Genomic DNA, 23,042 nt, shown 5'->3' with positions numbered 1-23,042 from the left:
AAGAATGGCTTTATTGGCACACATCAGATTTCAGACAGTATTATTTAACCTGGATAACCAGATATTTAGAAACACTCCAGAATTCTTTCGGATTATTGATTTTCAATGTCAATTGTCCTTTATCATCTTTCTCTAATGTGAAAGAACCTGCAGGATGATTAGTCAGCATTTCAGCTTTTTTAGAGTAAAGCTTGATTTCTTTAGTTGTACGGATATCGATTTCAGTAAAGTAATCTTTATTAAAATCAGCCGATTTCAACACCTGGCCACTTTTGAGGATCTTTTGAGCTTTAAGCTCTGATTTGGTTCCAAATACAAACCATGCAGTGTTGATAGTTTTGTCTTGTTCCGACAAAGTCTTACTCTTAGCAGTGGTCTCTTCTGTTAAAGTTTGAACATTTGCGCTCAATCCGGCTACAGCCTGATCCAGTTCCTGGATACGAATGTTTTTAGATGCCAATTCAGCCTGCAACTCTTCTATCTGCTTAGTTTTAGTTTCCAATTCTGCAGTTAGTCCTTCAATGGCTTTTTTCAGCTGTTCAGAATTTGTTTTGCTATTTTTCAGCTGAGATTTCAGTTTGGCAATCTGAGCCTTGTTAGCTTCCATTGTTTTAGAGATAAACTGAATATCAGCTGCGATCTGTTCTTTTGCAGAAGCTGAGTTTTCAGCTATCTTACCCTTTTGCAGATCAACACGGTTTTCAGCTGCATTAATCTGACGGAAGCCTTCCTGAATTTCATTGAATGTTCCCATCATCTCATCCAGTTCATTATTACGCTGATTCAATTGCATTAAAAGAGAATCGTTTTGAGCTTTCAGCTGTTCTTTTTCTCCAGCTTTTTTGCCATCACATGAAGCCAACATGGCTACGCATAAAGATAAAAATAATAGTTTTTTCATACGTCTTTTGTTTTTAGTGAAGCTATTTTTGAGTTTTTCAATCGTCAGTTCCAGCCAGTACAATTACAATTTCGCCGCGTGGTTCTACCGCCGTAAAGTGTTCTATTAACTCGGCCAGTGTCCCTCGCACAGTCTCTTCGTACATTTTTGAAATTTCCCTTGATACAGAAGCTTTCCTTTCAGTTCCGAAATACTCACCAAACTGAGTCAGGGTTTTCAGTAAACGATGCGGCGACTCATAAAAAATCATTGTACGCGTTTCGGTCGACAAAGATTTTAGTCGGGTCATCCTTCCCTTCTTTTGAGGCAGAAAGCCTTCAAAGCAGAAACGATCGTTCGGAAGTCCCGAAGCAACCACAGCAGGAACGAAAGCTGTTGCACCCGGCAAACATTGCACTTCTATGCCGTTTTTTACACATTCTCTCACCACCAAAAAACCCGGATCGGAAATCCCGGGCGTTCCTGCATCTGAAATCAGTGCTATGGTTTCACCTGCCTTTATTCTATTAACAACGCTTTCCACCATTTTATGTTCATTGAACTTATGATGCGATTGCATTGCATTTTTTATTTCAAAATGTTTCAGTAATATACCTGAGGTACGTGTATCTTCGGCTAGAATCAGATCCGCCTCTTTTAGAACCCTGATAGCCCGGAATGTAATATCTTCCAGATTACCGACCGGTGTTGGTACCACATACAATTTTCCCATGCCTTAACACATAATATCGATTATTTAATCTGCAATTTACACAACAAATGCGAGATTACTACGCAAATGTAGAAATAAATAATATGCAAAACACAAAAAAAGTATTATTTTTGTAGACAATTAGCAAACTGTCACTAATTTTTTAATAAACCAGGGCACTATGGTAATATTTTCCGAAGATCATATACAAGAAACACGAAGAAGAGGGCGGATTGAAGTAATTTGCGGTTCAATGTTCTCTGGCAAAACTGAAGAACTAATCCGCCGTTTAAAAAGAGCCAAGTTTGCCCGACAACGGGTTGAGATTTTCAAGCCCGCCATTGACATTCGTTATTCAGAAGATAGCGTGGTGTCTCACGACAGTAATTCCATCTCCTCTACTCCTATTGAATCTTCGGCAAGCATCTTGCTTTTGTCTACGGATATTGACGTAGTAGGCATCGATGAAGCCCAGTTTTTTGATAAAGGGTTGGTGGATGTTTGCAAACAGCTGGCCGACAGCGGCATCCGAGTAATCATTGCAGGACTTGATATGGATTATAAAGGAGTACCGTTTGGTCCGATGCCAGACCTTTGTGCTATAGCAGATGAAGTATCAAAGGTTCATGCCATCTGTGTAAGATGCGGACAGTTGGCATATATTTCGCACCGAATTGTAGATAACGACAAAAGGGTGCTACTAGGCGAGAAAGACGAATACGAACCATTATGCAGAGAATGTTATGCTATAGCTTTACAGGAAAGTTTAGAATAAAAAACGCCTTTAATTTATGAATTTATGCTAGAAAAGAAAATCACTTTCGATAGTTTCATCCGTTTTATATTCGGACTAGCTATTATAATCGGGATAATTTATTTATTCGATAAACTAAGCGCTGTATTACTGCCTTTCTTTATAGCATGGCTTATCGCCTACTTTATGTATCCCTTGGTCTGTTTTTTCCAGTATAAGTTAAAGGTTAAAATCCGAATACTATCCATTCTTTGTGCTATACTAACCGTAGCTGGAATAATAACCGGACTTTCTTTCCTACTGATCCCCCCTATGATGAACGAGGCAACTAAGGTAAACAACCTCATTATGACCTATATTACCAATGGATCAGGCATAAATGTCTTTCCTAAGATTGTCACCGATTTCATTAATCAGAATCTGGATGTAAACGAACTGAACAAGATTTTCAGTGCAGAAAATATTGCGAGTCTCACCAAGAACGCATTACCCAAGCTATGGACATTGCTTTCCGAATCTCTGGATATTTTGTTCAGCGTCATAGCTTCCTTCATAATACTGTTATATACTGTTTTTATTCTGCTTGATTATGAAACTATTTCTGAAGGATGGATAGAACTAATTCCAAAAAAATACAGACGCTTTGCATCTAATGTGGTAAATGACCTGAAAACCGGAATGAACCGTTATTTCCGCGGTCAGGCTTTGGTTGCCCTTTGTGTTGCGATACTCTCGGGTATTGGATTTCTTATTATCGGTTATCCGCTAGCTTTAGGACTTGCACTTCTCATAGGTATATTGAGTATGATACCGTACATGAAAGTTATTGCTTTGTTTCCAGCTCTAATTCTGGGATTACTTAAAGTGGCCGATACCGGGGAAAGTGTCTGGATTGTGCTTGGATCAGCCTTATTGGTATTTGCCGTTGTACAAGCAATAGAAGACTCTTTTATTGTTCCAAAGGTAATGGGACGAATTACCGGTCTTAACCCAGCCATCATCTTACTTTCACTTTCTATATGGGGATCACTGCTGGGAATACTTGGAATGATTATCGCACTTCCTACTACTTCTCTGATGTTATCCTATTACCAAAGATACATTATTCGACGCGAAAAAATTACGGACCCAAAAGTCTCTGATAATCAGGAATAACAGGTTTTCAGTCAAAAATAATTTCATAATTTCTTTCCAATTTGTTTGGAGGTTACAGAAAAAGCAGTACCTTTGCACTCGCTAAAGGGAACTAAGCAATGATTCGCTAGCTCAGCAGGTAGAGCACAACACTTTTAATGTTGGGGTCCTGGGTTCGAGCCCCAGGCGGATCACAAAAACTCTCAAGATTAGAAGCTTTCTGAATATTGATTCAGGAAGCTTTTTTTATTTCAACCAAAACATCTAATTATACCTGCTCAGTTACAAAACAGATTATACGGATTATAGATAAATTCTGAGGAATCTTATTAATCCTTTCTCATTTTATCAATCTGCAAATGCCTGCAGAGGGAATAGGTAGATTCATTAATTTCCAGGTATTCGTAAATTACCAAACTCTTTTTGCGAAGAATCTTCGCTTTCTCATTGTCTATCATGCTTACATTATCAGCAAATAACATAAGGATCTCAGCAATAGAATCAAGATTTGCATTATTAAATCCTTTCTCTATCATTAACGTATCAACTAAACTGTCGTCATCAACAAGAATAAAAGAATTTATATCAATATCCAATTCACTTTCTAAAATCTGGCAGACTGATTCAATGCCTGAATTTAGATGCTTATCTCCTTTTATTCCAAGCAAAATGGAAATACATTTTGCAAGAACTTTTGAAAACATGTCTATCTGCCTTTTCAAATAATCTTTTTCTTCAATCATCTTCAAGTTCCTTTATATCCTTATTCCCAATTATTATTTTTACCTGTATTATTCTTAATCCAGGCAATTCAAACTGCAACCGATATACTTATTTTTTTTTTAGCTAATTACTTCTACAAATATATCAATTAAAACCAAACTTACTTCTTTATCATCTTTAATTCAACAATTTAGAGACAACTATTAATAATTTCTGAGGACATTGGAATGGTTTCAAAAAAGAAGGTTATACATAATAGTTTTTTATCAGACATAATTTGCTTCAAAAATCAATTATTACCTTTGCACTATTAAAAAAAACAGATCGATGAGTAACCAGATTTTCGAAAATATCATCTTCAAAGGAAACAACTTCCTGGAAGAACCACTAAGTAAAGGAGAATACGCAGAGTGCACTTTCTTGAATTGCAACTTTGCCAATGGAGATTTAAAAGAAGTTGTCTTCGTGGATTGCCAGTTTGACAAGTGCGATCTGAGTAATGCAAAAATCAATAATACAGCATTCCGGGAGGTGAGTTTTGAAAACTGCAAACTGGTTGGTCTTAACTTTGAGGAATGCAACAACTTCCTCATCGATTTCTCTTTCAAGGAATGTATTCTTCATCTAGCCTCTTTCTATCAATTGAAGCTAAAAGGCATCCGATTCAAGGACTGCAACCTGCAAGAGGTTGATTTTACGGATACAAATCTCGCAGAAGCAGTTTTCGACAACTGCGACCTAAGCCGGACAATCTTCTCGAAAACGAACCTTGAAAAGGCAGACTTCCGGACTTCATATAATTACTCCATCGATCCTGAACAAAACCATATCCGGAGAGCCCGCTTTTCAAGGGAGGGAGTCATCGGTCTTCTTGATAAATACGGTATTGAGATTGAATAATAAGAAAAAGAAATCTCTCAACTCTTCAGGAAGTTATAGAAGAGTTGAGAGACTTTTTTTTTGTATATTCCTTCTTTACTCTTTTACGCTGATAGCAACTCCTCCACTTGGCGCCAACTTCTGCTTTAACTTTGTTTTACTTGTTACCACGACAGTTCTTATCACATAATCTTTTGGATTGTTAATCCAATGTGCATTCTTACCATCCGCATAGATTGTGGCCTTATACTTTATGCCTGCAGGAAGGAAGCTAAAGTCTATAGATGCTTCACGAGCATTTTCATCGGTAATTCCTCCAATGTACCATTCATTCTTCCCTTTCGCTTTTCGCGCAATCGTGATATAATCTCCAGGTTCAGCCTCAAGAACATAGGTATTATCCCAATCCACAGCCACATCCTTTATAAACTGAAATGCATCAGAATAACGTTTATAGTTTTCAGGCAAATCAGCGGCCATTTGCAAAGGGCTATACATCGTTACATATAAAGCAAGTTGTTTAGCCAAAGTGGTACTCAGTTTTGCCTTATTTGATCCATATACAGACAAGTCGCCTTGAAATATCCCCGGGGTATAATCCATGGGACCACCCATTAAACGGGTGAATGGAAGAATCGTAGTGTGATCAGGCCTGTTTCCGTTGAATGACTCAAACTCTGTTCCACGAGCCGATTCTTGTGCAAGCCAGTTCGGATAAGTACGACAGAGTCCTGTTGGACGAACTGCTTCATGCGAATCAACCATTATTTTATATTTAGCAGCAGTTTCCGCTACATGGAGGTAATGATTTACCATCCATTGTCCGTCATGATATTCACTCCGTGGAATAATAGGACCAACATAGCCGGTCTTCACAGCATTGTATCCATTATCAACCATAAAACGGAAAGCATCTTCTAACTGACGTTCATAGCTAACAGCCGATGATGTAGTTTCGTGGTGCATGATAATTTTCACTCCTTTACCCGCTGCATAACGGTGTAATTCATTTACATCAAAATCCGGATATGCTTTTGTAAAGCTATATATCTCCTCTTTTGCATAAGCCCAGTTATCTTCCCAGCCTTCGTTCCAACCTTCTACAAGAACAGCATCAAATCCATGTTGCGCAGCAAAATCAATATATTCTTTTACATGTGCGGTATTTGCACCATGATGACCATTAGATTTCAATTTCGAATAATCCGTTTTACCTATGATTATATCCTGATTATCTGTATAAGCCCAGGTGGAACCACCCCCAATGAAATATTCCCACCAAACGCCAATGTACTTTGCAGGTTTAATCCAGGAAGTATCATCAAATTTACAGGGATCATTCAGATTGAGAATAAGCTTTGAAGCCAGTATATCACGAGCATCATCACTAACAACTATTGTACGCCACGGGGTTACAGTACCAGTCTGTATATAGCCTTTGTTTCCATTCTTATCAGGGGTAAGATGCGCGCTAAGGCAAAAAGCCTTATCATCCAGATTAAGAGCCATAGCTGGATAATTAACCAATGCGGCTTCATGAATATTTATATATAGCCCATCATCCGACTTTAGCATTAAAGGGGTTTGTACAGTCAGACCCGATGCAGGAGCCTTTGCGGCAAGGGGCTCATTACGAACCTTTTCTATCAATCCTGCTATTTCAGAAAGTTTTGATGTAGTTATTGGGAATTCGTTTGTATCATAATCAGCAGGAATCCAGAATGCTTTATGATTGCCAGAGAGCTTGAATTGGGTCATTTCTTCCTTAATTGTAAAATGACGCAGATTTTCCTGAACAGGAAACTCATATCTAAAACCTAATCCATCATTAAAAAGACGAAAACGGATATTCAATTTTCTGTTTGTTGAAGTTTGATTCAACGAAACAAGCATTTCGTTGTGATTATCTCTAATCTCTTTTTGTTCCCCCCAAACGGGCTGCCAAACCTCATTCGAACTATTAAACTGAGTATTTGAAATAACAAAATTTTCATTGAAAGAAATGGAAGGAGCAATAGTAAACCCCAAATCACTTTCTCCAATTACACTCTTTCCTTTATACTGAAGTTTGTAAGCAGGAGTACCATTCTCTTTCAGACGGAATGAAAGAGTAAAGCTGCCATCAGGAGATTTTAATTCCTGAGCAGCCAATGTATGAACAAGAAAGGAACATAGAATAGTAAAAACAATTTTTCTCATATTTATTTTATTAAATTTCTATCATATAACAAAACTAGTAAACAAGAACCTCATCAATAAAGAACCAAGCTGGGTTCCCTACACCATAGTGCCATGCAGGGCATAAGCCTATAGTTTCAATATTGACTTTTATATAGCGCGTATGTACAGCTTTACTAAATTTGATAGGGATATTTACATATTTAACTTGTGGATCTCTATCTTCCACTATCTCTGTAGTTCCCATTAATGTAAAATTCTTATTATCAGTCGATGTATAACAACTCATCTTTTTAGGCAATAAAATCCAAGCACCCAGCTTATGAAGGAAATCAACCTCGATACCTCTAACCTCCTGATTTTGATTTAAGTCTATAACAAAATCGGCATTTTTACCTAACCATCCTACCCAACTTTCATTAAAGGCAGTACCGCCATACAATCCATCAGTAAGCGCCTTACCGGCAATTTTATCATATGGGGCTTCTGCGGGAATAATATAAGAGACCTCGGCACCCTGAGCCAGATTAATTTTCTTTTGAGAAAAATTTCTTTGCGAATACAAGTCACAATATTCTTCAATCGTATTATTTCGTTCATTTAGACTGACAACTCCCAGATCTTTAGCTCTTTGTCTGAATAAATCCAGTTTCTCTTTCAGCACTGCTACATTTCCGATAGGCTCGGTTCGTGCAATTTCGAGCTCTGCATACTGAATGGACAGTCGGGACTCTCTAACACGATTCAGGAAAATCCGATTATTAGCTACTGCCTTTTCAGCCTCATCAAACAATTCATTATATTGCTTCATCAACACTTTATTCAACATCCCACTCTTGTGAGTTACTGGCGTATCGTAAATCCATAAAGGAATATTGCTACCTAACAGTGCCCCTTTTTGCAAAATCAAATAATTATACAGATAAGGAGATGCTTTACCATAATAACCATCTAAAAAAGAGCGAATGACAGAATCAACATTAACCGAAGTGTTCCACAACAATTTAGCAACCAAATAAGAACGGAGCTCTGAAAAGTCGCCTCCTTTTATACTTGCTATCTGTGAAAAATGCATTGTGGCTTTGTTCTTTTTAAATAGCTCCATATTAGGTTGTAAAACATGAAAATTTGGAAAAGGAGATATATAATTATCAAAATTAATACCATAATCCCATACAAATATATTATTTGTTATTTTAGACCATCTCTCCATGTTATTTATAAAAGCCTTACCTGAAGAATTTTCTGTCAATGGCACTTCTCTGTAACAATCTATGTCACAAAGCATAATATTCACATTAGGCAAAGGTTTTATATGTTTAGGTGGCGGCACAGAATACAAATAAGCTAGAGTTGAAAACTCTTTATCAGGAAAACGTGCAGCAAGCTTGTTTAGGAAAAAAACAATTGTTCCCGAAGGGCTACCTTCATACTCATCGATAGCTTTGCATTCACTACAAGAACAGTGAGTCTGGCTATCATTTTGACTAACCGATATAATTTTCATCCCAGTATTAGCCTTAAAGATTGAATCCAAACGATGAGCAACAATCTCAAAGACATCTGGATTGGTTAAACACCACTGACTGGCCACCCCTGGTCTGCGCTGACCATTAATGAAGGAGTAATATTCTGGGTGTTTCTCACCAAACTCAGCAGCAGGAAGCAATTTGTTAAAAGTATGCACCCACAAATCTCCGGCAAAGACCTCTTCAGGTTCTTCCAAACGATGCCACAGCTTGTACATGGGATCTTTAAGACTGTATGATTGTGTTTGCCTGTATCTAAAGGAAGGATTCTCAACTCTACATATACCCGAAGGTACAATCATATCTTTACTCTTATTGATGCTATATGTTTCTGCTGCATAATAATGAATTCCGAAATAATCTTCTAAAAGGGTTACTACACCATATACCGTTCCCTTTCCAGAACCTTTTACAATACGTAAATATCCATCAGTTGAAGAGATATAGAATCCATCTTCTGTAATATCTGAAGCTTTAACATTATTAAGAGGAAGCTGATGATTTCCAATAAGAACATCTCCCCTTCTACTTTTCTCTGTTGATATGATCTTCAGCTTTACACCAGTTATTCTATTCGTAAAATCCTGAAATAAGAGTGCAGCTTTCAAATCGATGCTATCATCTCTATTGACAGCTATCCGTGCCATTGGTTTCTCATTCTTTACTATTACTATTTGAGCAAAAGCAAATTGAGAAATAAAAGATAACAACAAAAGGAGAACTTTCGTTTTGTATCTAGTATTCATTATAGGTCAACATTTATTATCAATACATACATTATAAGTATAGTAGATTATCGTTCAGAAAACTATTTGTTCCAAACAATGCATCAGAAGAGCATTTGATTGGGATTCTTCAAATTTAGAATTCTTAGAAATCATCTATATATCATTATTTAATCTAAGATAAATTAAATCAAAATCAATCGCTACTTCTTCTTAATTTCTCACGTAATTGTTTCAATGCAATGTAAATGTGATTTTGAACAGTGCTTAATGAGAGATCTAATTGTTTACTAATATCTTTGCTTGGCATATCTTCAATATAACTTAGAATAAAAATTTCCCGGCATCGAGGAGGTAAACTACCTATCGCTGCATCGATTTTATTTTTAGTATCATTATCATAAAGACTTTGAATAACTTCATTTGCATCCGGATCATAATATTGATATCTAAGTTCCTCTATAGACTGTTGGTAATCGGACATTTTTTGATCTGTTTGCTTTTTCTTCAGCACATTTAAAGCAGAATTATAAACAGAGCGAAAAAGATAAGCTTTTAATGAAAGAGTCTCATCGATATTTTCTTTATGAAGCCATACATTCAAAAATACATCCTGTATAATATCCTCTGTTTCAGCTGCACTGAGAAATGATCTTCCATAATTTTGCAAAGAAGCATAATACAATAAATAGAGTTCATTAAATGCAGCTCTATCACCATTCTTTATCCTTTCTGTTAATGAAACAACTTTTTCCATTAATGCTTAAACCTGCTTTTTAAAGAATTCTAGAAATTCATCTTTCATTATACAAGACCATATTCTGCCGTAAAAGTAACATTAATCTTCTCATTATCAACAACCCCTTTAAGAGATATTTGCAAACTATCGTTATGAAAGGATCTGTAATTAAAAAACAAGTCAAATACATTGTGTATAAAAAGCTACATAATGAATGCATTATTTTTAACACGAATTTTTGGAATAAAAAAAATCGATCCCGAAAAAATTGTATCCTGACCTGTTTTCGATAATATAGTTACTTGTTTGTTGATTTGTCTTAAATAGTATTTTTTACATTTCAGAACGCGGGCGATCTGCCGGTGCTGTTCCCCATGATGAGGGTTTTGCGCCCATCTCAATCACTAGTTTTCCACCATTCATAATATCCTTATATTGAATATAAGATTTAGAGTATGTCTTTCCATTCAGCGTCATTCGTTGAATATACCTATTCGCACTACTGTTATTAATAACATTCAATGTGAAGGTTTTGTTGTTGCCCACACTGATTGTGGCATTATTTATCACAGGGCTGCCAAAGACAAAACATCCGTTCGAAGGATTTACCGGATAAAATCCCATTGCAGAGAAAACATACCAAGCAGACATCTGGCCTACATCTTCATTACCACAAAGGCCATCGAACTTATCTGCATACAAGGTGTTCATGATCTCACGAACCTTATCAGCAGTTTTCCATGGCTGTCCAACATAGGCATACATATAGGTAATATGATGACTCGGTTCGTTTCCATGTGCATACTGACCGATCAAGCCGCTGATATCTGGTGAAGCTTCTGCTCCCAGATCCCCTTTTGCTATAAACAAGGAATCAAGTTTCTTTGTAAATGCTTTTTCACCCCCATAAAGTCCGATTAATCCTTCTACATTTTGAGGTACCAACCAAGTGTATTGCCATCCGTTTCCTTCAGTATAGTCGTTCTGACGATGAATGGAGGAGAACGGGTTAAATGGAGTTCTCCAGGTATTATCATTTACACGCCCTCTGGCAAAACCTGTCTGAGCATCAAAATAGTTTCGGTAGTATTTTCCTCGTTTATCAAAATAGTTGTAATCTTCAGTAAAAGCTTCCCTCTTTGCTACCTGACCCAGACTCCAGTCGGCAATGGCATATTCAAGTCCCATAGCTACCGACTCCACAGTGCTGTCAGCTGGTATGTATCCATACTGCTTTACATATTTAAGACCTCTTCCATCCTGCATCATCGTTTTCTTCATTGCTTCATAGGCTAGTTTCTTATCAATGCCTTTCAATCCTTTCAGATAAGCATCCGCAATAACCGTTACCGCCGGACAGCCTACCATACAATAGGTTTCATTTCCCATCAGGTGCCATACAGGAAGCTCTCCCTGTTGCTGATAGATTGCAAGCATCGTATTCACAAAATCAGCGCTTCTTTCGGGCTGGAGGATGGTAAACAGCGGATGTGCAGCACGGTAAGTGTCCCACAAAGAAAATGTGGTATAATTGGTAAATGTAGCATTCTTATGAGTATTCTTATCTGCTCCACGATAATCTTTATTAACATCACAAAAGAGTGATGGAGCAATCATGGTATGATACAATGCAGTGTAGAAAGTGCGCATTCGAGTTGCATCATCTGCTTTGATTACCACCTTGTTCAGTTCTCTATTCCAGGCTTCATCTGCTTTACTAATAGTCTGTTTAAAGTTCCATCCTGCCAATTCGGCTTTCATGTTTGCTTTGGCATTTTCTATGCTCACAGGTGAAATGGCCACTTTCACCATGATAACCTCGTTCGCCTTTGTGCTAAAAGAGGCCACTCCATAAGCTCTGCGAGCTTTCAGCGTTCGGCCTGGTTTCAGAGCAGTGGTATCGGATACGATAAAATTCTTGAATGGTTTTGAGAAAGTTGCATGAAAGTAGATACGCTGATCGTTGGCCCATCCCTTAGAGAATCTGTATCCGGAGATGGTGCTGTCAGTCTCAGACGTGATATATGTTTCCATCGGATTGTCCCAGCCGATACCACTCTCCAGATTAATAACAACCTTTGCATCAGATGAAGCGGGAAATGTATATTTATGGAATCCACAGCGTTGGGTAGCCGTCAACTCCACATTTACATTATAGCGATCTAAATGAACAGCATAATATCCGGGGCGAACCTTTTCAGTTGCATGATGATAGAGTGATCCAAGGCCAGAAAGATACTGTTCTGGAGCACTCTGTTTTGTTGTTACCTGCCCAATTGCCGGCATCAATGATATATCTCCCAGGTCACCAATTCCTGTTCCACTAAGATGCATATGTCCGAAACCTGTCACTATTGAATCTGAATAATGATAACCTGAGCACCAGTCCCATCCTCTGGTATAATTGTTGGGGCCAAGTTGCACTAGTCCAAATGGAACATTTGCGCCTAAAAATGCATGACCATGTCCGGCTGTTCCGATATAAGGATTTACATACTGAGTCAAATTCAGAAGGTGAGAGCTTTTCTTTGTTTGTTTTCCAATACAAGGCTGTATAAAAGATGCAGCGAAAAGACAGACCAAGAGTCCTTTTATTGAATTTCTAAATAACTTTTTATTCTTCATTGATATTTATATTTATTCTTTTTATTACTAAAAATGATGGTCGCACAGAAACAGGAGAAGATTCCCAAAAAGATGCAAGAGTAAAACAACACTTCTAATATTATTTTGCAGGTTTAACCACAGGTCTAAAAGAAAAAGCAAGAGCCTCTGTCTCTTTAGATAGGCCACGAGGTAGGATAACTCTAATCTTACCATTTATCAATTCCCATTTCACGGCTTTATTTGTTTCCAGAAGAATCAGTTTGCTTCCTTTTGCAGGAAGATTGCCACTCCACTCCAGATATTCAGGAATTTTATCGCCTTCTTGTAAACAAACTAATGCAAACAGTTTGTTACCATCTTTGTTTTGAGTAAACCAAACGTTATCATTATGATAAATTTCTGTTGTCCTTGTATTGTAGATCGCCTCTCCATTTTTATTCATCCAAACACCGATTTTGTTCAAACACTTTACGGCCTTATCAGGAATCAATCCCTCTGCAGAGGGCCCAACCCCTAGAAGCAGACTACCTCCCTTTGATACAATTTCAATTAGTGAATGAATGACCTTATATGAAGACTTATAGTTATCATTCGGAACAAATCCCCAAGCATCACCTAAAGTCATGCAACTTTCCCAAGGATGTTCCAGTTTTACTAATGGTATTTTTTGTTCCGGAGTCTGATAGTTTTCGTAAGGTCCATGAACTGTTCTATCTACCATTATCAATCCCGGTTGAGCAGCTCTGGCCATTTCTGCAATATGTTTCATATCTATATTCTGGCTCCAGTTAGGAATATTTGCTCCCCATGAACGTACCTCTTCATTGACAGATTCTAATGGACGAACCCATCCACCATCAAGCCATAGAATATCAATCGAACCATAATTATGCATTAACTCACTGATTTGATTATAGGTGTATTGCTTAAACTTATTCCATCTCCATGGATTCTTATTAATATCATAATTATTATTTCTATCAGGAGTAGCATATTTAGGCCACCAATAATATTCAGAATGCCAATCAGGCTTTGAAAAATAGGCTCCAATCATAAATCCTTTCTTGCGGAAAGCATCAAATACATATTTTGCAACATCCGATTTGGGATTATCCTTAAAAGGGCCTTGAGCGATAGAAAAATCAGTTTGCTTTGTATTAAACATAGCAAAACCATCATGATGTTTTGTAGTAAAAACCAGATAACGCATTCCGGCATTATATGCAGCCTGAGCCCATTGTTCCGGATTAAATTTCACAGGATTAAAGTTGTTTGATAGACTCCAATACCATTTTTTATAATTATCATATGTAATAGTACTATCACGTTCAATCCAGTTTTCAGAGCATAAAGACCATGATTCAATCATCCCTGGAACAGAATATAGTCCCCAATGAATAATCATGCCAAATTTGCTGTTTTGCCATTCATCAAGTTTAATCTTTACCAACGAATCTTTTGGCCATTCGTACTCTGTAGATTGATTGTGTACATTCGGCTGAGCCATCATATTAAATGAAATAAAAGCAAGAATCACTAATAGAACAAACTCCTTACGATTTTTCATATTATAAAGTTGATTATTAATTACTAATTATAGCCGATATTATCAGATTGATTTCAGAAATTACAACCATCGTTACAAACAAGGTTGAGTATCATTCCATAATTAAACAAAAAAAACTTCAATAAGATCATGATAGAATTGGCAACCACATAAAAAAGCAGAATTACTCAATATTATAGCTTTCTGTTACAAATATCGAGAGTAATTCTACCAAATCGCCTATAAATAAAAGGCATATAAAAAATATTTATTTATCATGAAACAAATTTAATCTACTTAAAGGTTTTCAATTCTCAACCGAGAAAAAAAACAAAATATTACAACAAACAAAACTCGGAAGAAATTAATCCTTCCGAGTTCCATTCAAAAAACTAAATTATTCTGCTTTATCCCACCAAACTCTGGAAGTCATCTTATCTCCTCCAGAAAGTCTGCCAACAGCCTCGAGGTAATTTTTGCTATTGATAGAAGCCTCACCTGATGAATATGTAAATCGACGTGGTATAGTACCATTTGTAACATTACCTACATAGTTTACAGTCTTCAAAACAGGAAAACCAGATCTTCTCCAGTTAGCGAATGTTTCATAATCATCAGAGAACGTATTGATGTAATATTGAGTATTAATCTGCTTTAAGGCAGTAGCCGCACTATATGGATTCAATCTCAGATAGTTTGAGATTTCAGCATCACTTGGAGCCAATCCAGCAGTAAACTGATTAAATTGTTTCATTGAAGCCTTAACACCTTCGTTGTAGAAAGTTTCAGCACTACCTGAAATCCAACCACGATAAGCAGCCTCAGCCAACAACAATTGGTTTTCCGCATAAGTTACAAGGAATGTTGGAGCATCAATACGTGCATAAGTATAACGGTTAACCACAGAGTAACCATTCTTACTACCCGGATAGTTAGGAGCATTCTTTAAATAAGTAGAGCTTGATGCCCCTGTTGTTTCATCATACCCATTAGGCATACCTAACTGATGAGAAGCAATTGTATCTCCCATTTGCCAGTCACCGCTGCCAATTTTTTTGCTAGGATCGGTTACAATGGTGCAAAGAAGTCTTAGGCGTGGATCACTAGTGCTCTTTAACAAGCTAACAAAAGACTCACTCATGCGATATGCATCTGGATCCTCATGGCAGTAGATTTTACCAAATGGTTCACAAGAGTTATTTGATGTAGAAGCTGATGGGTGTTCAACTTTAGCATTATCATCATTGCTTGTAAACAATCCTCCGTTAACAGCTGTGGCAACCCAAGTTTTAGCTAAAGTAGGATTTACCTTGGACATGCGCATAGCCAAACGTAGCATCAGAGAGTAAGAGAACTTCTGCCATTTAGCACAGTCGCCATGATAGATTATATCTGCATTTCCAATAGTAGAAGTTTTTCCACTTAAGTTTTCAGCTGCTTCTTTCAGTTCTTTCAACATGTCGGCATAAATATCCTCTTGTTTATCATATTTAGGATAACCATTAGCATCATAATAGCCTTGTCCAGCTTCAGAATAAGGACAATCTCCATACATATCGGTCATTCTATGAAACAAAAGCACTTTCATGATTCTTGCCATCTGATATTCAGGATAGAACTTTTCATTGTCTTTCCAGTTTTCCAATAAATCGATCACGTTACGAACTCCATTAGGATACATTCTATCCCAAAATGCTGAGTTGTAACCATCCGAGTAAGTATATTTATCACCGCACCAGTAGCTTTCTGTTGAAGCAGTGTGTTGTAACATGGTGCTGCAGTAGATTAGGCCATTACGCCAAGCTTCGTACTCAGTTCCATAGCAATACTGCTGAACATTTGTAAACTCTAAAGTATAATCCATCACCGATGGAGTGATTGCTTCCGGATCGTTATTAATGTCGCTAAAATTGCTACATCCGGAAAACGCTGTTAGTAAGCCTAGTGCAGCTATATATAAAATATTCTTTTTCATATTATTTGTCTCTAAGATTAGAATTTAACATTCAAGTTGAAACCAATATTTCTTGTTGCAGGATAACCATTTAATTCCAAGCCCTGTCCATTGGAGTTGTTGTAAGCCGATTCCGGATCAATATTCGGAGTATGCTTAACAATAGTCCACAAATTACGACCAACCAAGGATATATTAACACCTTTAATGAAAGGCATTTTGTTCGCAAGGAAAGATTTAGGAACATTATATCCCAGAGTAAATTCTCTCAACTTCAGGAAGCTTGCATCATATACAAATTCTTCAGTAATATTGTTTGAAGAAATCCATTGCCAGTAAGTCTGAGCATCGATATTTGATTTTGTGAAGTTATTGCCGCTTTCATCAACACCTGTTACTGATATTCCATTTTCACGACCCTGTAATGTCTTCTTTTGCAAACCTGCACTATATAAGCTATAATTTGTTCCGGAGAACAGCTTAGCACCTAATTTGAAATCAAGTAAGAATGACAATGTAAAATTCTTATAAGAGAAATCATTGTGGAAACCACCTGTCCATTTATAAACACCGTCACCAAGCACTTCAACATCATCAGATCTTACAGGAAGTCCGTCTGGATTATAGACTCTTTTGCCATTAGCATCAGTTTTATATTTGTAACCTACAATCTGACCATAAGAATCACCTACGATATTACGAATAGTAGCCTGACCACTACGAGATTGTGCTCCATTAATCGTTATAGATTTAACACCTTCTCCTAAATAAAGAACTTCACTATTATTGTATGCAAGATTAAATGAAGTGTTCCATAAGAAATCTTTTGTGCTAACAGGAACTCCAAACACCATAAATTCAAAGCCTCTATTGCGTATCTCACCGATATTTCGATATGCAGAACTGAAACCAGAAGTCTGGCTAGTTGAAACAGGAACAATATCGTCCTTTGTATTTTTTTCATAAACAGCAAAATCGAAACCTAAACGGTTTTTAAAGAAAGAAGCATTTGCACCAATTTCCTTTTCGCTGATTTTAACCGGTTTTAAGAAAGCATTAGGTACATCAGAGTTGTAAATATATCCCATTGATTGACCTTGAACAGTGAAATCGTTCATAGTATAAGTTAACAAAGTCAAATAAGGAGAAGTACCGTTAGATGCCGATGCCAAAGAGGCTCTTACTTTAGCAGTAGTTACCCATTCTGGTAATCTAAAACAATCGCTCAACATCCAGCTCAAACTTACAGAAGGATAAAAATAATGATTATTTTTAGGATCCAAAGTAGAGAACCAGTCGTTACGTCCTGTAAAATTCAAGAACAACCATTCTTTATATCCAAAGTCAGCAGTACCATATACAGAATTCACCTGATATTCAGTATAATCTTTAGCAAATGTTCGCGTATTTGCAGAAACATTAGACGTAGAATAAACACCACCAATAACAAATGGACGAATACCACCATTTGTACCATACTGTTTAGTAATATCACGTTGTCTGTTGCCACCAACTGTTGCATTGACTGAAAAATCACTAAATTTTTTGTTTACACCAATTAAATAGTTCAAGTTCATTTCAGAGAAGTTCTTTTCGTATTCCTGGATATAACCATTTGGATCGGCAGCAGCTCCATTAGGTTGAACTTGCTTGAAAGAAAGGATATAACCATCTCTTGAAACCTGGCCTTGAGCATATAACCAATCGGTAATATCATAGCGAAGAGTTGCTGCCCCTGTTAAACGGTTTTTGTCTGATTCATTTGTTTTTTTATATTGCAACCAGTAAGGGTTATTAAAGTATACATTGTTACCTGGTTGTAATTCTGTGCCATTGGTATCAGCACCTTTATTTCCTTTTAACCATCTTACGTCATAGGCATTTGCCAAATATAATAAGGTCGCATTTGTATTACCATTGCCATCTGATAAATTTGCTCTACCATTAACATGCTCGAATACGTAGTTGGCATTAACGGTTAAGTGCAATTTCTTGGTAATATCATATACTGTGTTCATGTTAATGCCTTGCTGATTCAAACCTGCATTAGGTAGGTTAGCCTGAGAGAATGTATTTGACACCCCAAAACGATAAGTAACTTTATCATTCTTTCCGCTGATTGCTAATGATGCAGTTTCGTCAACGCCAGTACGATAGAAATCTTTCCAGTTATCAATATAACCATAACGTGCTGTTTCACCATTACGATTTACAAAATTGCTACCATCTAGTTTAGAACCCCAACTTGAATTATAAGTCTGATAAGCCGAAGTTTGATCAGCTGGTTTAATACCTTGAGTTCCCTGGCCATAAGTCTTTTGAAAATCACGGTAATCGTAAATAGAGTTAAATGTCAGGTTATTATTAAATTCGAGACCAATTCCATCCTGATCTTTTGTACCTGATTTAGTAGTAATCAGAATAGCACCGTTACCACCACGGTATCCATAAAGAGCAGATGCAGCAGCCCCTTTCAAAACCTGAACATTTGCAATATCATCCGGATTGATGTTTGATAAACCGTCACCCATATCCATGCCACCCCAAGTTCCAGCATTTCCCTGATTGGTATTATCAAAAGGTACACCATCAATAACATACAAGGGTTGATTGTTTCCTGCCAAAGATGCATTACCACGAATAATTACACGGCTAGAACCTCCTATACCTGTAGCATTGCCAGCAACGCTCACACCTGAAATTTTACCGCTTAAAGCATTTCCTAAGTTTAAATCCCGGGATGCAGTAAACTGATCGCCACCGACTTCTGTTGTAGAGTATCCAATAGACCGTTTTTGTCTTTTAATACCCATAGCAGTTACAACAACTTCATTCAAAGAGTGTAAATCTTCATTTAAAGTGATGTTAACACTAGTTGTTCCACTAACAGAAACTTCTTGTGTTACATAACCAATGTAGCTAACTACTAGAACAGCATTACCTGGCACAGACAATGAAAAATCACCATCTATACCTGTAACTGTCCCTACTTTTTCTCCCTTAACCTTAACGCTAGCACCAATAATAGATTCACCGTTTTTGTCTTTTATAATACCTGAAACTTTTTTAATCTTTTGTTGAGTTCCATTTGATTTGGAAGAAGGAGCTTTTGAATCAAATAGAATAACCACATGATCTTTTATCTCATATTTAATGCCGGTACCTTTGAGAACATTATCCAATATCACATTAATGCTTTGATTTTTTACATCAATTGAGACTTCATTTACAATTCTTGTCTCCAAAGACTTATCATAAGAGAATACAACATCAGTTTGTTTGGATAATAAATCAATAACACTCTTCAGAGTTACATTTTTTAAAGAAAGTTGAACGCTATAACTATCATTAAGCAGTTCATTGTTTGAGAATGCCTGTACTTTTAAACCACAACACGCTAAGAAAAGTACAACACATAAAAACTTTAAAATTACATAGTTGTTAGATTTGTTTTTCATAAAACACATTATTATTTTAAATCAATAGATTAGGGTTTTTCAATTAACTAATTACGGCATCGCCGTTTTTCATTTCTAAACTTATTCTACATAGGCTATAATTTTAATATTAACTACTATACCAAGAATTGAACTTTAATACACCGGCATATAACTAAATTCAATTCAGAGCTTCCCCCCTAATACAATTGAAGAGAAAGAAGTACCTAATAGAAAATGTATTTTTTTAGAAAAAGTTAATGAGTTATTTTGGCTCGTTGCCCAGTAAGATAGAATAGTTGTTCAAGAACATTATTAAGATCATCATGTTCCTTATAATAGAAATTATATTTATGTTGTTTAATATTTTCCGTATCCACAGAGAGCTTCACCCCATAAGTGTGCTCTAAACTATTTATAATATCAGTAATTGATGCATTTGGCAAAGATATTAAGTGAAATCTCCATAAAGAATATGAGTTAGCATCTATTTCATTTATTTCTAATGTCTTCAATGTATTAGAATATAGAGCCTGTTGACCGGGATGAAGAACGGCCAGGCTCTCGCCGGCCTTATCTTCCAATTGAATCGACCCTCTCAATAAAACCGCCTCACTTTTATTCTTAGAGTAATTAGAATTAACACTAAATGCGGTACCAAGAACCTTAACACTGAAAGCTTCAGTTTCAACTACAAAGGGGCGCAAAGAGTCTTTCTCCACTTCAAAAAAGGCCAGTCCTTTTAATTTAACGCGCCTCTCTTTATCCATGAATTTCTCTGAAAAAGTGATGACAGCATTTGAACTTAGCCAAACTATAGATCCATCTTTTAGTTTAACCTGTCTAACTGAATCTGGTAAAAAATTAGCATAGGAATATGTTATATGAGAATTTTTATCAATAATATTGGTTAAAATTAGAGCAGTTACAAGTATTGAAGCAGCAACTCCAGAAAACCAATAGATCAGCTTCTTCTGTTTTTTACGTCTGATATTCTTTTGTTTAGCTTCAGCCTGATCGATATTCTCATTCATTCGAACCAGAGAATTAAAAAGTTCCAGTGGTTGATTTTTATCTGTAAATTGATGCTTTGCTCTCCATATTGCTTCCATATCAAAAAACAGTTTCTTGTTTTCTGATGATGCTTCAAGCCAGCTTAACAACTCTTTCTCTTCTTCAGGAGTTGCTTGCCCTATTAAATATTTATATATCTCTTTTTCGTCCATTTTATGAGTTATGTATAGTACATACAACTTACAGGAGAAAAATACCTAATAAAAAATGTAAAAAATGCAATATACATTTTTAATTAAATATAAGTTCTATATAAAACAACTATCTCCAAGACTCTTTATCAAGCAAATATAGTCTAATTTGTGTTATACAAAAACATATTTCTTTATAAATATGTTCACTCTTATTTGCTGAACAAAGGATAAATTTCCCATTTGAAAGTCATAAATAAGCGAGAATTTAAAATATGAGTTATCGTCAAACGCCATTAAGAGGACTTAGCCGTTTTTATTAAAAACAATCTCTCAACTCTTCAAAAAAGTTATTGAAGAATTGAGAGATTCAACTTTTTTAGATCTCTCCTTTTTATCAATCTGCAAAAAGAAATGAGATACTAACTTTAAAAGGATTTAGAAATCTTGTTTAGCAATTGCTTCATCCTCACGTAAATCATGTTTAATCCACCTACGGATGGTTCTGAATTTAGGATGAACTGCAAATTTAGGCCGCAAAGAACTTTCTTTCAACAGGAATACTACTAAACAAAATATACCAAACATAAGTAACCAGCCGTACAATTCTTTCATTGATACTATCAAGGCTTGCTGCTGCAATGCTCCAAAGAGTTCTCCTTTTGACAATTGATTGGCAACAACATTAACGTTATCCAGCTTTGCTCCCAAAAGCATGGTGTTTTTTGCCATTACGAATTTCATCGCACGTCCCAGTACTGCTGCTCCGAAGAATTCTCCAAAACATGCATCTACAAAGGCTTGTATAGTCAATGCTTCCCAAAAGTACCTAAAAGGGACTTGTGTCAATGCTGTAAGAAAACAGATTGAAATAACAATGAAGCCAAAGCTTCTTAAAAAAATGGGCAAAATCAACGATTCTTTTGGCAGGTTGTAATCGATCATGAAATAGAATATCATCAAGTGAGCCACAATTGCTGAAAAGCCAATAACGGTAGCTCTTTTGTAACTCCATTTTTTAAGAGCAAATGTTCTGTACATAAAGATGCTTGCCGTAGCAATTCCTAAAATGACTATCCAATTGGTAGAAATAACATTCAATGAATCGTAACCAAGTATGTGTTCCATATAAGCGTGCTCTATAACATGCATGGGCGAAATCAGGATGAAAACAACTAGGTATATAAAGAATGTAATATATACCGTTCTGAATTTCCATGTTGGCAAGGAGATATACGGATGGCGAATCGTTTTTGCACGCCATAAGTTAAGGAGTAACAGCACTACCCCGAAAATGGTTGCCATTTGTATCTGTTCAGAATCGCACCAATCATAATGCTCTCCATAGATACATAGAAAAATAACACACAGTATGGTCAATCCCCACATAAGAGCACCTAACCAGTCTATTCCGAAAAGCGGTAATTTCTTCATTGACCGGTAAGTTCTGAATAAGATGACTGTAGCAATCATTACCAAACCAAGTAATGCAACAACCACCCAGTGCATATACTCCCATTTCGAGAGAAAAGAGGTATAGATGGCAGCCAATCCGGTAAACTGAATCATCCCTTGCACTATCAGATTGATGTAGCAAAAGAAAATCGAAAGATCTCTTTTAGGCGTTATCCATAACTGGATGGTTGAGTTACATTCAAACGTTCCCCACATTCTGAAAACACCAGCAACAAAGCAAGTTGCAACAAGTACAGGTACGCTATCGGTATGCATACAAATCAAATTGCAGGCAATTATTACACTACAACATGTAAGCAGAGCTACTTTCGACGAGAAACGGAATTTCAACCGGAACATGATGGTGAAAGTCAGTGCCAGGCCAACCAGCGAAGCTGCTCCTGCCATGGTAACATCCTCACGCATCAATGACAAAGAACCTACCATTTCGCTCACCGTTGCCAGATAGACCCCTCCCGAGAGTTGAAAGATGACGGCAAAAAGAATCATTATCCACGGTCTCAACTTTTCGGGAACGAAAGAGCGCATGGCCGGGATTGAAAAAGGACCGATATCATGCATAGA

The 23,042-nt window shown here is 36.6% G+C and carries 15 protein-coding genes and 1 tRNA gene; 4 read left to right on the top strand and 12 right to left on the bottom strand.

Annotated features, from left to right (window positions below; all coding sequences use genetic code 11):
- Positions 1-40: 40 nt before the first annotated feature.
- Positions 41-901: a hypothetical protein gene (locus ABWU87_RS13705; RefSeq protein ID WP_353331643.1), complete on the bottom strand. Its 861-nt coding sequence runs from the start codon at positions 899-901 to the stop codon at positions 41-43.
- A gap of 37 nt (positions 902-938) precedes the next feature.
- Positions 939-1,613 carry a 16S rRNA (cytidine(1402)-2'-O)-methyltransferase gene (gene rsmI / locus ABWU87_RS13700; protein WP_353331641.1) on the bottom strand — a complete coding sequence of 225 codons (675 nt, stop codon included), beginning with the start codon at positions 1,611-1,613 and terminating at the stop codon, positions 939-941.
- 160 nt (positions 1,614-1,773) lie between these two features.
- Here rsmI and ABWU87_RS13695 point away from each other — a divergent pair, with 160 nt between their 5' ends.
- The 3 genes from ABWU87_RS13695 to ABWU87_RS13685 all read left to right on the top strand — a co-directional run bounded on the left by ABWU87_RS13695 (position 1,774) and on the right by ABWU87_RS13685 (position 3,674).
- Positions 1,774-2,367: a thymidine kinase gene (locus ABWU87_RS13695; protein WP_353331639.1), complete on the top strand. Its 594-nt coding sequence runs from the start codon at positions 1,774-1,776 to the stop codon at positions 2,365-2,367.
- A gap of 24 nt (positions 2,368-2,391) precedes the next feature.
- The gene (locus ABWU87_RS13690; RefSeq protein WP_353331637.1) at positions 2,392-3,501 is read left to right on the top strand and encodes an AI-2E family transporter; all 1,110 of its coding nucleotides are present in this window, start codon (positions 2,392-2,394) and stop codon (positions 3,499-3,501) included.
- A 100-nt stretch (positions 3,502-3,601) separates the two neighbouring features.
- Positions 3,602-3,674 (top strand) — tRNA-Lys (locus ABWU87_RS13685).
- 135 nt (positions 3,675-3,809) lie between these two features.
- Here ABWU87_RS13685 and ABWU87_RS13680 read toward each other — a convergent pair.
- The gene (locus tag ABWU87_RS13680) at positions 3,810-4,223 is read right to left on the bottom strand and encodes a hypothetical protein (protein WP_353331635.1); all 414 of its coding nucleotides are present in this window, start codon (positions 4,221-4,223) and stop codon (positions 3,810-3,812) included.
- Positions 4,224-4,530: 307 nt separating this feature from the next.
- On the opposite strand from ABWU87_RS13680, the gene ABWU87_RS13675 reads away from it, so the two are divergent.
- Positions 4,531-5,103, top strand: coding sequence for a pentapeptide repeat-containing protein (locus ABWU87_RS13675; protein ID WP_353331633.1), 573 nt, complete (start codon positions 4,531-4,533; stop codon positions 5,101-5,103).
- Positions 5,104-5,178: 75 nt separating this feature from the next.
- Here ABWU87_RS13675 and ABWU87_RS13670 read toward each other — a convergent pair whose 3' ends face one another.
- The 9 genes from ABWU87_RS13670 to ABWU87_RS13630 all read right to left on the bottom strand — a co-directional run bounded on the left by ABWU87_RS13670 (position 5,179) and on the right by ABWU87_RS13630 (position 23,039).
- Positions 5,179-7,281, bottom strand: a complete 2,103-nt coding sequence (locus ABWU87_RS13670) for a glycoside hydrolase family 97 protein (protein WP_353331631.1) — start codon at positions 7,279-7,281, stop codon at positions 5,179-5,181.
- Positions 7,282-7,315: 34 nt separating this feature from the next.
- Complete coding sequence (locus ABWU87_RS13665; RefSeq protein WP_353331629.1) at positions 7,316-9,535, bottom strand: DUF4838 domain-containing protein; 2,220 nt, start codon at positions 9,533-9,535, stop codon at positions 7,316-7,318.
- Positions 9,536-9,710: 175 nt separating this feature from the next.
- Positions 9,711-10,271 carry an RNA polymerase sigma-70 factor gene (locus ABWU87_RS13660; protein ID WP_353331627.1) on the bottom strand — a complete coding sequence of 187 codons (561 nt, stop codon included), beginning with the start codon at positions 10,269-10,271 and terminating at the stop codon, positions 9,711-9,713.
- Between the two features lie 315 nt (positions 10,272-10,586).
- On the bottom strand, positions 10,587-12,878 hold the full coding sequence (locus ABWU87_RS13655) for a GH92 family glycosyl hydrolase (RefSeq protein ID WP_353331625.1): 2,292 nt from the start codon (positions 12,876-12,878) through the stop codon (positions 10,587-10,589).
- A gap of 100 nt (positions 12,879-12,978) precedes the next feature.
- Positions 12,979-14,427, bottom strand: a complete 1,449-nt coding sequence (locus tag ABWU87_RS13650; protein ID WP_353331623.1) for an alpha-L-fucosidase — start codon at positions 14,425-14,427, stop codon at positions 12,979-12,981.
- A gap of 376 nt (positions 14,428-14,803) precedes the next feature.
- Positions 14,804-16,381 (bottom strand): SusD/RagB family nutrient-binding outer membrane lipoprotein, encoded by a 1,578-nt coding sequence (locus tag ABWU87_RS13645; protein WP_353331621.1) that lies wholly within the window; start codon positions 16,379-16,381, stop codon positions 14,804-14,806.
- A 17-nt stretch (positions 16,382-16,398) separates the two neighbouring features.
- On the bottom strand, positions 16,399-19,818 hold the full coding sequence (locus ABWU87_RS13640) for a SusC/RagA family TonB-linked outer membrane protein (protein ID WP_353331618.1): 3,420 nt from the start codon (positions 19,816-19,818) through the stop codon (positions 16,399-16,401).
- Between the two features lie 236 nt (positions 19,819-20,054).
- Positions 20,055-21,023 carry a FecR family protein gene (locus tag ABWU87_RS13635; RefSeq protein WP_353331616.1) on the bottom strand — a complete coding sequence of 323 codons (969 nt, stop codon included), beginning with the start codon at positions 21,021-21,023 and terminating at the stop codon, positions 20,055-20,057.
- Between the two features lie 417 nt (positions 21,024-21,440).
- Positions 21,441-23,039 carry a hypothetical protein gene (locus ABWU87_RS13630; RefSeq protein ID WP_353331614.1) on the bottom strand — a complete coding sequence of 533 codons (1,599 nt, stop codon included), beginning with the start codon at positions 23,037-23,039 and terminating at the stop codon, positions 21,441-21,443.
- Between the last annotated feature and the right edge of the window lie 3 nt (positions 23,040-23,042).

This window comes from Bacteroides sedimenti, from assembly GCF_040365225.1.
GTDB classification, from domain to species: domain Bacteria; phylum Bacteroidota; class Bacteroidia; order Bacteroidales; family Bacteroidaceae; genus Bacteroides; species Bacteroides sedimenti.
The sequence above is the reverse complement of the archived record's forward strand: the minus strand, read 5'-3'. Positions and strand labels throughout refer to the sequence as shown.